The 10950-nt window shown below is 72.0% G+C and carries 10 protein-coding genes and 1 pseudogene; 6 read left to right on the top strand and 5 right to left on the bottom strand.

The genetic code is table 11. From position 1 onward, the window contains the following. Window positions 1-84, bottom strand: a pseudogene (locus ACFVDM_RS21960) (electron transfer flavoprotein subunit beta); the annotation flags it as partial. A 110-nt stretch (window positions 85-194) separates the two neighbouring features. On the opposite strand from ACFVDM_RS21960, the gene ACFVDM_RS21955 reads away from it, so the two are divergent. Together ACFVDM_RS21955 and ACFVDM_RS21950 are read left to right on the top strand one after the other, a co-directional pair. Continuing rightward, complete coding sequence (locus ACFVDM_RS21955; protein ID WP_383642421.1) at window positions 195-917, top strand: TetR family transcriptional regulator; 723 nt, start codon at window positions 195-197, stop codon at window positions 915-917. 110 nt (window positions 918-1027) lie between these two features. Further along, window positions 1028-1432 (top strand): zinc ribbon domain-containing protein, encoded by a 405-nt coding sequence (locus tag ACFVDM_RS21950; protein WP_383642418.1) that lies wholly within the window; start codon window positions 1028-1030, stop codon window positions 1430-1432. A gap of 21 nt (window positions 1433-1453) precedes the next feature. Here ACFVDM_RS21950 and ACFVDM_RS21945 read toward each other — a convergent pair whose 3' ends face one another. From ACFVDM_RS21945 to ACFVDM_RS21935, 3 genes are read right to left on the bottom strand one after another with little or no spacing between them, the layout of a single operon-like run. Continuing rightward, window positions 1454-2089: a response regulator gene (locus tag ACFVDM_RS21945; protein ID WP_383642462.1), complete on the bottom strand. Its 636-nt coding sequence runs from the start codon at window positions 2087-2089 to the stop codon at window positions 1454-1456. Next, on the bottom strand, window positions 2089-3243 hold the full coding sequence (locus tag ACFVDM_RS21940) for a sensor histidine kinase (RefSeq protein WP_383642415.1): 1155 nt from the start codon (window positions 3241-3243) through the stop codon (window positions 2089-2091). Before ACFVDM_RS21940 ends, ACFVDM_RS21945 begins: the two co-directional genes overlap by 1 nt. A gap of 35 nt (window positions 3244-3278) precedes the next feature. After that, window positions 3279-3947: a DedA family protein gene (locus tag ACFVDM_RS21935; RefSeq protein WP_383642412.1), complete on the bottom strand. Its 669-nt coding sequence runs from the start codon at window positions 3945-3947 to the stop codon at window positions 3279-3281. A 295-nt stretch (window positions 3948-4242) separates the two neighbouring features. Here ACFVDM_RS21935 and ACFVDM_RS21930 point away from each other — a divergent pair, with 295 nt between their 5' ends. Together ACFVDM_RS21930 and ACFVDM_RS21925 are read left to right on the top strand one after the other, a co-directional pair. Next, window positions 4243-6969: a cellulose binding domain-containing protein gene (locus ACFVDM_RS21930; protein ID WP_383642409.1), complete on the top strand. Its 2727-nt coding sequence runs from the start codon at window positions 4243-4245 to the stop codon at window positions 6967-6969. A 143-nt stretch (window positions 6970-7112) separates the two neighbouring features. Continuing rightward, the gene (locus ACFVDM_RS21925; RefSeq protein ID WP_383642406.1) at window positions 7113-7682 is read left to right on the top strand and encodes a hypothetical protein; all 570 of its coding nucleotides are present in this window, start codon (window positions 7113-7115) and stop codon (window positions 7680-7682) included. Between the two features lie 73 nt (window positions 7683-7755). Here ACFVDM_RS21925 and ACFVDM_RS21920 read toward each other — a convergent pair whose 3' ends face one another. Continuing rightward, entirely contained in the window at window positions 7756-8640 is an 885-nt protein-coding gene (locus ACFVDM_RS21920) for an SIS domain-containing protein (protein WP_383642403.1), read from the bottom strand. Window positions 8641-8826: 186 nt separating this feature from the next. On the opposite strand from ACFVDM_RS21920, the gene ACFVDM_RS21915 reads away from it, so the two are divergent. Beyond that, window positions 8827-9627, top strand: coding sequence for a DeoR/GlpR family DNA-binding transcription regulator (locus ACFVDM_RS21915; RefSeq protein ID WP_383642400.1), 801 nt, complete (start codon window positions 8827-8829; stop codon window positions 9625-9627). Between the two features lie 301 nt (window positions 9628-9928). Then, window positions 9929-10924: an MBL fold metallo-hydrolase gene (locus tag ACFVDM_RS21910; RefSeq protein ID WP_383642397.1), complete on the top strand. Its 996-nt coding sequence runs from the start codon at window positions 9929-9931 to the stop codon at window positions 10922-10924. Window positions 10925-10950: the final 26 nt, after the last annotated feature.

The raw sequence follows: 10950 nt of genomic DNA, 5'->3' as shown, positions 1-10950 counted from the left end.
GTCCAACGTCAGGTCATCGGCGAAATGCCGGTCACCGGTCGCGTCGGGCACGTACTTCACACAGACAACGATCCTCAAGCTCACGCCGGCTCTCCCTGTACCTGGTGGTGGTTCTGCGGTCATCCTATGGCACTCAGTACCCTTCGTAAAGGTACCCAGTGTCGGATGTGCCGTTCTGGTGCTACGTTTCCGGCATGACTGAGGACCGCCGGCCTGCCAAGAAGCCGCCCATGCGTGACGTGCTCGCCGAGGCGGCCTTCGCCCTCTTCATGGAGCGCGGGTTCGAGCGGACCACGGTGGACGACATCGTCGCCAGCGCCGGGGTGGGGCGGAGGTCGTTCTTCCGCTACTTCCCCTCGAAGGAGGACGCGGTCTTCCCCGACCACGAGCGGTGCCTCGCGGAGATGACCGCGTTCCTGGACACCGCCGGCGACGGCGACCCGGTGGACACCGTGTGCGACGCGGCCCGGCTGGTGTTCCGGATGTACGCGGAGAAGCCCGAGTTCTCCGTCCAGCGCTACCGGCTCACCCGGGAGGTACCGGGGCTGCGCACGTACGAACTGTCCGTCGTGCGCCGGTACGAACGGACCATGGCGGGATATCTGGAGCGCCGCTGGGGCGACACCCCCGACGCCGCACTGCGCGCAGAGGTGATCGCCGCCGCCGTCGTCGCCGCCCACAACAACGGGCTGCGCTCCTGGCTGCGTTCGGGCGGCCGGGGCGACGCGGGCGCCGAGGTGGACCGGGCGCTCGAACTCGTCCGGTCCCTTTGGGGCTCGGCCGCCGAGCGGCCGCTGCCGCCCGTGGCCGAGGAGGACGTGATCGTGATGATCGCGCCGAAGGGTGCCCCCATGTGGCGCGTCGTGCAGCGCATCGAGGCCGCCATCGGAGAGGAAGAGGCCGTGGCTGAGAGGTAGTTCACTCTTCTCCGGTACTGAGTACCTTTACTTCATGGAACTAAGTGCCATACGGTGCCGATGTGCCGTCGACGACGCGGCGCACCGAGTCGAGAGCGGGAGGCCGAGCCGTGATCAGCACCGGAATCGACAGAGGACCGGCGGCGGTTCGCCACCCCGTCGAGGAGCGCCGCACGGAGGGCCTCGTCTACCAGGTCTGCCGCTGGTGCGGCACCGCGTCCTTCCGCAAACTCCTGTGTCCCGTCTGCGCGTCGAGCGATCTGGTGTCCCGGCACAGCGAGGGCCACGGGGTCGTCGTCCGGTCCAGCGTCGTCAACCGCTACTCGCGGATCATGCGCAACGAGTCCCTGGTCCGCTTCCCCGAGGGCTTCGTCTACCGCTGCCGCATCGTCGGCGCGGCCCCGCACCTGGTGAACGTCGGCGACCGGGTCAGGCCGGTGGGCGGCACCACCTCGGAGGCCGGTGAGGTCGTGCTCGAACTCTGCGACCCGCCCGGCCGGGGCGACTGGTACTGACGCCCCGCCCCGGGCCCGCCTTCACGCCTCCAGATAGCGCAGCACGGCCAGGATCCGCCGGTTGTACCCGGTGGCACGCTCCAGGCCCAGTTTGTCGAAGATCGCGTTGAGGTTCTTCTCCACGGCGCTCTGCGAGATGTGCAGCCGCTGCCCGATGGCCGCGTTGGTGTGCCCCTGCGCCAGCGCCTCCAGCACGCTCCTCTCGCGCGGGGTCAGCCGCGACAGCGGATCGCCGTGCGCACTGCGGAGGACCAGCTGCCGTACGACCTCCGGGTCGAAGACCGCACCGCCCGCGTGGATCCGGTCCAGCGAGTCCAGGAACTCCTCGACCTGCGCGACCCGGTCCTTGAGGAGATAGCCGACCCGTTCGGCGTCGGACGCCAGCAACTGGGCGGCGTACGCCCGCTCCACGTACTGCGAGAGCACGAGCACGCCCACGCCCGGGAACCGGCCGCGGATCTCCACCGCCGCGCGCAGCCCCTCGTCCTTGTGGTCCGGAGGCATCCGGATGTCGGTGACGACGACGTCCGGCGGGTCCTGCGCCACCCGCGCCAGCAGCGCGTCCGCGTCGCCCACGGCGGCCGTCACCTCATGGCCCTCCTCGGCGAGGAGCCGGACCAGCCCCTCCCTGAGCAGGGTCGAGTCCTCGGCGAGCATCACACGCACGGCAGCTCCGCGGTCACGGTGGTGGGGCCCCCGGCGGGGCTGTGGACGTCCAGCATGCCGTCGAGCGCGGCGACCCGGCCGCGCAGCCCCGCGAGGCCGGTGCCCTCCGGGTCCGCGCCGCCCGCCCCGTCGTCGCGGACGAGCACGGACAGCACCCCGTCCCGGCGCACGACGCGTACGTACAGCTCGCCGGCCTCCGCGTGCTTGGCGGCGTTCGTCACGGACTCCGACACCACGAAGTACGCGGCCGTCTCGACGGGCGGCGGCAGTTCCCCGGCCACCTCGTACTCCAGCCGCACCGGCAGCGCGCACCGCTCGGCCACCCCGGCCAACGCCTCCCGCAGCCCCAGACTGTCCAAAGCCGTGGGATAGACCCGCCAGGCCACGTCCCGCAGTTCGGCCAGGACCTCGCCCGCCTCCCGGTGCGCCTGGGCGAGCAGCGCGTCGGCCCGTCCGGCGTCCCGGGAGCGGCGGGCCCGGCCGAGCAGCATGGCCAGCGCCACCAGGCGCTGCTGCACCCCGTCGTGCAGATCGCGCTCGACGCGCCGCCGTTCGGCGTCCACCGCGCGGACCACCGCGGCGCGGCTCGCGGCGAGTTCGCCGATGCGCCGCTCCAGCAGCTCCCGCTCGTCGGGCACGAAGCACTCCCGGGCGAGCCGGGCATCGAGCGCCGCCAGTGAGACCAGACCCTGGAGATCGAGGAAGAGCAGGACGGAGCCGAGAAGGATCTGGGCCGGCAACTCCGCCCAGTCCACCGTCGACCGCACGACCCCGGTCACCAGGAGCACCGCCAGCACGAGCCCGAAGCCGAGGAGTCCGATCACCACCGCGCCGAGCAGGCCGGCGTAGGCACGGGCGGCCAGATAGCGCAGGATCTGCCGGTCCCGGGGGTGGTGCTCGGGGAACCGGTCGCCGAAGAAGACGGTCCGGCGCCACCGTTCGGTCGCCGTCAGCCGCCGGGCGCCCGCGAGGAACCGGGCCCTCGCCCGGCCGCGGGTGCGGGGCCACAGCAGGAAGGCGCCCAGCAGGATCCCGGACACCGCGAAGTGGAGGAGACCGGCGACCGCCGTCAGGCACCCCAGGAGCATGCCCGCGACCGGCAGCGCCCGGCCGGAGTCCCTGACCGCCACCGCGTCCCCCGTCACGTCCGCCGATCCTAGTGCCGCTTGAAGGTGCAGTGTCATGACCGCGTACGGCGGTGCTGGGCCCGGCCGTTCGGGGAACGGAGCCGGACCGCGACGTACAGGGCGAGGGCCGCCAGGGCCAGGGCGAGGACGGCCTTGGACAGGACGCCGACCCAGGTCCCCACGGTGTCCCACTGGTCGCCGAGCCAGTAACCCGCCATCACCAGCACGGTGTTCCAGCCCAGGCTCCCGAGGGCGGTCAGCCCCAGGAACAGCGCGAAGGGCATGCGTTCCAGCCCGGCCGGCACCGAGATCAGGCTGCGGAAGACCGGCACCAACCGGCCCAGCAGGACCGCCTTGGTGCCGTGCCGGGCGAACCACGCCTCGGTGCGCGCCAGATCGGAGGTCCTGACCAGGGGGAGCCGCGCCCACAGCGCGTACATCCGCTCCCGGCCGAAGAGCATCCCGAGCCAGTACAGCGCGGCCGCGCCGGCCACCGAGCCCAGCGTCGTCCAGAACAGGGCGGACGCCAGGGAGAGCACGCCCCGCCCGGCGGCGAAGCCGGTCAGCGGCAGGATCACCTCGCTCGGCAGCGGCGGGAAGAGGTTCTCCAGCGCGATCGCGAGTCCGGCCCCGGGGCCGCCCAGGGTGTCGACGAGCCCGGCGGCCCATCCCGCCACCCCGTCGGTCGGTTCCTGGGGGAGGGCGAGCACGAGGTGGTCCATACGAGGTCTCCGGTCCGGGTGACGACCGCGGCACGGCACCGCGGCTCCTCGGTCACGCTAGGAATCCGGAGGCCCCCGCCGGTATGCGGTTCGCCGCCGCGCCCCCTGCGGTTTTCCGCAGGACGGGGGAGTGCCCTCATGACAGGGCCTGATCAAGTCATCGGATGAACTCTGTCGCCACCCTTCTCCCGGCGCGGGGGCGCCGCTACCATCGGGACGCGAAATGGGAGCGCTCCCACATCCGTGCACGCCCTTACCGCCGCTGCTGGCGGTCCTGTTCGGAGAGGACGTTTCCGTGCGCTCAAGCGCAAGATCCCTGGCCACCCTGCTGGCCGCGCTCACGCTCACCGCCGGGCTGTTCGCCACCGGCGCCCCGGCGTCGGCGCAGCCCCGAGCGGCCGCCCCGGCCGCCGAGGCATCCGATGTGTCGACGGCCGCCGACACCTATGACTGGAAGAACGTCCGCATCGACGGCGGAGGCTTCGTCCCCGGCATCGTCTTCAACCGCTCCGAGAAGAACCTCGCCTACGCCCGCACCGACATCGGCGGTGCCTACCGCTGGGACCAGGCCGGCAAGCGCTGGACACCGCTGCTCGACTGGGTCGACTGGGACCACTGGGGCTGGACCGGGGTGGTGAGCCTGGCCTCGGACTCCGTCGACCCGGACAACGTGTACGCCGCCGTGGGCACGTACACCAATGACTGGGACCCGACCAACGGCGCCGTGCTGCGCTCCTCCGACCGGGGCGCCAGCTGGAAGGCGAGCACCCTCCCGTTCAAGCTCGGCGGGAACATGCCCGGCCGGGGCATGGGCGAGCGCCTGGCCGTCGACCCCAACAAGAACTCCGTGCTCTACCTGGGCGCGCCGAGCGGCAAGGGCCTGTGGCGGTCCACGGACTCCGGCGCGAGCTGGTCGCAGGTGACGGCGTTCCCCAACCCGGGCAACTACTCCCAGGACCCGACCGACACCAGCGGCTACGGCAACGACAACCAGGGCATCGTCTGGGTGACGTTCGACGAGCGGACCGGCAGCGCGGGCAGCGCGACCCAGGACATCTACGTGGGCGTCGCCGACAAGGAGAACACCGTCTACCGCTCGACGGACGGCGGCACCACCTGGTCCCGGATCGCCGGCCAGCCCACCGGATACCTGGCCCACAAGGGCGTGCTGGACTCCGACAACGGCTACCTCTATCTCTCCCTCAGCGACACCGGCGGCCCGTACGACGGCAGCAAGGGACGGCTCTGGCGCTACACCACCGCGACCGGCGAGTGGAAGGACGTCAGCCCCGTCGCGGAGGCGGACACCTACTACGGCTTCAGCGGACTGACGGTGGACCGGCAGCACCCCGGGACGGTGATGGCGACCGCGTACAGCTCCTGGTGGCCGGACACGCAGATCTTCCGCTCCACGGACAGCGGCGCCACCTGGACCCGGGCCTGGGACTACACCAGCTACCCCAACCGCACCAACCGCTTCACCCAGGACGTCTCCTCGGTGCCCTGGCTGACCTGGAACGCCAACCCCGCGCCGCCGGAGACCACGCCGAAGCTCGGCTGGATGACCGAGGCGCTGGAGATCGACCCCTTCGACTCCGACCGGATGATGTACGGAACCGGCGCGACGATCTACGGCACGGAGAACCTCACCAACTGGGACTCCGGCACCCAGTTCGCGATCACCCCGATGGTGAAGGGGCTGGAGGAGACCGCCGTCAACGACCTGGCCAGCCCGCCGTCCGGCGCTCCGCTGCTCAGCGCGCTCGGTGACGTCGGCGGCTTCCGGCACACCGATCTCGACGCCGTGCCCGGGATGATGTTCACCTCGCCCAACCTCACCTCGACCACCAGCCTGGACTTCGCGGAGAGCAACCCGAACACGGTGGTCCGGGTCGGCAACGCCGACGCCGCCCCGCACATCGGCTTCTCCACGGACAACGGGGCCAACTGGTTCCAGGGTTCCGAGCCCTCGGGCGTCACCGGCGGCGGCACCGTCGCCGCGGCGGCCGACGGCAGCGGCTTCGTCTGGTCCCCGGAGGGCGCGGGCGTCCAGCACACCACCGGCTTCGGAAGCACCTGGTCGGCGTCGGCCGGCATCCCGGCCGGGGCCACCGTCGAGTCCGACCGGAAGAACCCGAAGAAGTTCTACGGCTACAAGGCGGGCACCTTCTACGTCTCCACCGACGGCGGCGCCACCTTCACGGCGAAGGCGTCGAGCGGACTGCCCGCCGAGGGCAACGTGCGCTTCAAGGCCGTGCCGGGCACCGAGGGCGACGTCTGGCTCGCGGGCGGCAGCGCGAACGGCGCGTACGGGCTGTGGCACTCCACCGATTCCGGCGCGTCGTTCACCCGGCTGAGCGGCGTGGACCAGGCGGACTCGGTCGGCTTCGGCAAGGCGGCCGCCGGGGCCTCGTACCAGACGCTGTTCGTCAGCGCGAAGATCGGCGGGGTGCGCGGCATCTTCCGCTCCACGGACGCGGGAGCCACCTGGACGCGGATCAACGACGACGCCCACCAGTGGGGCTGGACCGGGGCGGCCATCACCGGCGACCCGAGGATCTACGGACGGGTCTACGTCTCGACCAACGGGCGAGGCATCATCTACGGCGACTCCTCGGACAGCGACGGAGGCGGCGACGGCGGCACGGACCCGGGGACCGACCCGGACCCCGGCACCGACCCGGGCACCCCGCCCGGTGACGCCGTGTGCGCGGTGACGTACAAGGTCACCAACCAGTGGTCGGGCGGCTTCCAGGCGGATGTGACGCTCACAAACACCGGGACGGCGGCGCTGGACGGCTGGACGCTGGGCTGGACCTTCCCGGACGGTCAGCGGATCGGCCAGATGTGGAACGCCACCCCGGCGCAGGACGGCGCGAAGGTGACGGCCTCCAGCATCTCCTGGAACGGCACGGTGGCGCCCGGCTCCTCGGTTGCCTTCGGCTTCACCGGCACCTTGACGGGAGGCAACGCCGCACCGGCCTCCTTCGCCCTGGGCGACAAGGCCTGCGCCGTGAACTGACGGCCCGCCGCCGGACGGCGGACACCCGGGGGCGGGCCGCGGCGACGCGGACCCGCTCCCTGCCGCGCCCCGCCGGGGGGCGAGGGGACGGCGAACGGCGGCCTTACTGGCCCCGTACAGGTTCGTCGGCCATACTGCCCGCCGTGGAGCAGCGCATAGATCCGAAGACTCAGCCCGCGTACGCCGCGGGGACAGACCCGGCGTTCATCCCCGGTCTCACGGCCCCCAGGACCGCCGCGACGGCGGACAAGGACCCGGAGGAGACCGCGGAGACCGCGGAGACCGAGGAGCCCGAGGGGACCGCGGCCAAGGACGCGGCGACCGACGAGGTCGCGGCGGAGGCCGTGCCCGAGGACGCGGCCCCCGACGACGAGCCCGCCCCCGCGAAGGCGGCGGACGACGAGGAGGACGAGAGCGACGAGGACGCCGCCGACGGGACGTCGTTCGCGGTGAAGGACCGGCGCGGGTCGATCACCGCGGACCGCGCCGGGATCCGGTTCACGCTGGACGACCAGGAGGCGGACTTCCGCTGGGACGAGATCGGTGCCGTGGAGCTGAAGCCGGCCCGGTTCGGCCGCCGGTTCACCGTCACCGTCCACATGTCGTCCCAGCGCTGGTTCAACGCCGAGGTCGAGGCGTCCGCCAGGAGCGAGCTGAAGGAGTGGACGGAGGGCTTCGACGCGGTCCTCGACGCCTACTTCGAGGAGTCCTGACGCGTATCGGCGCCGGCCGGGGCGCGCCTCGTGCGAAGGCGCCCCGGCCGTGCGACGCGCGGGTCCGGCCGGCTCAGGCCTCCGCGAGGACCACGGAACGGGTGAGGTGGCGGGGGCTGTCGGGGTCCAGACCGCGGGCGGCGGCACGGGCGACGGCCAGGCGCTGCACGCGGACCAGCTCGGCCAGCGGGTCGAGCCCGCTCTCGATCCAGCGCGCGCCGGTGGCGAGGACCTGCTCGCGCAGCCCCTCGGGGGCCGGGCCGAAGGTCCAGGTCGCGGTGCCGGTGGTGGCGATGCTGATCGGGCCGTGGCGGTACTCCATCGCGGCGTAGGCCTCCGTCCAGGACAGTGAGGCCTCCTTCATCTTCAGCGCCGCCTCGTTGGCCAGGCCCGCCGTCCAGCCGCGGCCGAGGAAGGTGAACTGGGAGCAGTCCACGAGCCCTTCGGGCAGCGGCTCGGCGAGCGCGGCCTCCGCGTCGCGGACCACGGCGTCGCTGTGCAGGCCCAGGTGGGCGCGGAGCAGGGTGAGGAGCGTGGTGGCGAACCGGGTCTGCACGACGGACCGTTCGTCCGCGAAGTCGAGGACCACGACCGCGTCGGCGGCCGACATGACCGGGGTGTCCGGGTCCGCGGTGACGGCCACGGTCGGGGTGGTTCCGCGCAGCCGGTCCAGCAGGCCGAGGACCTCCGTCGTGGTGCCGGACCGGGTCAGGGCGACCACCCGGTCGTAGCGGCGCCGGAAGGGGAACTCCGAGGCGGCGAACGCGTCCGTCTCGCCCTGTCCGGAGTCCTCGCGGAGCGCGGCGTATGCCTGAGCCATGTAGAACGAGGTCCCGCAGCCGACGACGGCGACGCGCTCGCCGGTGGCGGGCAGGACGTCGGCGTGCTCCGGAGCCAGCTGTGCGGCGCGGCGCCAGCACTCCGGCTGGCTGGCGGTCTCGATCTCGACAAAAGACACTTTTGCACTCCGTACTGGTGATGGGATGCTCGATTACGCACGTTACTCGCGTTCAGCGAGCACTATCAAGCACGCAGCGCGCAGGCGGCTTGACTCGGAGAGGCCGTGTGCGACGCTTGCGCGTGTTCCGGTGATCGCGCCCCGGGGGACGGGTGCCCGCAGACCGGACCCGTGAGGAGAGAGCTCGTGTCCAGGGACGCCCGGTGGAACGCACTGCTGGAACTCGTCGGCAAGCACGGCCGGGTGGACGTCGAGGACGCCGCCCGGACGCTCGACGTCTCGGCCGCGACCATCCGCCGCGACCTCGACCAGCTCTCCGAGCAGCAGTTGCTCACCCGCACCCGGGGCGGCGCGGTGGCGCACGGGGTCAGCTACGAGCTGGCGCTGCGCTACAAGGCGGGGCGCAACGCCCCGGAGAAGCAGGCCATCGGCCGCGCCGTCGCCGAACTGGTCGCGGTCGGCGAGGTGGTGGGCCTGACCGGCGGCACCACCATCACCGAGGTGGCCAGGTCGCTGGCCGTGCGCTCCGACCTCGTCGGCGAGGGCGCGGGCGCCGCTCCGGGCCAGCCGTCCCTGACCGTCGTCACCAACGCGCTGAACATCGCCAACGAGCTGGTGATCCGGCCGCAGATCAAGATCGTGGTGACCGGCGGTGTGGCCCGGCCCCAGTCGTACGAGCTGACGGGGCCGCTGGCCAGCGGCGTGCTCGGCGAGATCACGCTGGACGTCGCCGTGCTCGGGATCAACGCGATCGACACCGAGCGCGGGGTGTACGTCCACCACGAGGGCGAGGCCAGCATCAACCGGCTCCTCGCCCAGCAGGCGCAGCGGGTGGTGGTGGCCACCGACTCGTCCAAGATCGGCAAGCGGGCCTTCGCCCGGGTCTGCGATCTCGACCTGGTCGACGTCCTCGTCACCGACCGGGGCATCACCCCCGAGGACGCCGCCCGTTTCACCGAGGCCGGTGTCACGGTGATCACGGTCTGAGCCGTCGCGGCGATGGCTGCTCCAGGAGCTTTTATGCGTCTGTTTTCAGCCATGCTCGGTGGGTAATCGGCCTCCGTTCGTTTGATGGCGGGTCGTCACGTTCTCGGGCAAGGGGTGCGTGAATCGGGTGAGTTGCAGGGGGAATGCCCTGATCATGCGTTCCGCTGGGGCGTTCGGTCGCTCTCGTACCGTCACCGACCGCACCGCACCGGGATGAGGCAAGGGCGGTTTCACGCCAACGGAATCAAATCGAGACCTGGTTCGAACGCGCGCCCGGATCGGGGTCGGCATAATCGCGTGCATGTCGATCACGGGTGGAGAAGTCGCTGACCTGGGCCGTGGCCTGTACGCCTGGCTGCCGCCGAAGCGGGGCTGGGGGCTGGCCAACTGCGGGCTGCTCGTCTCGCCCCGGGGCGCGCTCTGGATCGACACCCCGTACGACGCGGTGCTGGCGGGCCAGTTCCTCGCCGAGTCCACCAAGCGGCTGCCCGACGGCGTCACCATCGACCGGATCGTCGTCACCCATGCCAACGGGGACCACTTCTGGGGTGCGGGGGTCCTGCCCGACGCGGAGATCATCGTCACCCGCGAGGCCAAGGAACACATCCACTACGAGCCCACGCCGCAGCAGCAGCACGCGCTGGTCAGCGGCGGCGACTCCGCCACCCCGCTCGGCGCCTACCTCGGCCGCCACTTCGGCCCCTTCGACTGGTCGGCCACCGAACCGGTCCGCCCGACCACGTACTTCACCGGGGAACTCGAACTGACCTTCGGGGACTACCCCGTTCGCGTAAGCTCCCTGCCGCCCGCGCACACCGCCGGTGACCTCATCGTCCACCTGCCCGCGCAGAGCACCGTCTTCAGCGGCGACATCATCTTCTCCAGCACGCCGCGGCAGCCGGGCGACCACCCGATCCACTGGGCCGGCCCCCTGGACAACGTGATCGCCGCCTGCGAACAGGTCCTCGCCACCGGCGCCGAGACCATCGTCCCCGGCCACGGCCCGGTCCTGGACCGCTCCGGCGTCCGCGACCACATCGTGTACCTGGAGTACGTGCGCGAACGCGCCCACGCCTTCCACGCCGCCGGAATACCCCCCACCGAGGCCGCCCGCCGCGTCATCGCCGAAGGACGCCACCCCGAACTCGGCCTCCCGGAGCGGCTCGTGGTCACCATCGGCAGCGAGTACCGCAACCTCGACGGCTCGGAACTCCCCGGCGTCCTCCAGGTCATGACCGAGGTCGCCGAGGTCGCCCGGGAAGTGGAGGCCCGCACCACGGCCCCCGCGGCCGACTGACCCCGGCCCCCGGCAGTCCGGCCGGA

The sequence above is a fragment of the Streptomyces sp. NPDC057682 genome (genome assembly GCF_042799575.1).
Classification (GTDB): Bacteria; Actinomycetota; Actinomycetes; order Streptomycetales; family Streptomycetaceae; genus Streptomyces.
The sequence above is the reverse complement of the archived record's forward strand: the minus strand, read 5'-3'. Positions and strand labels throughout refer to the sequence as shown.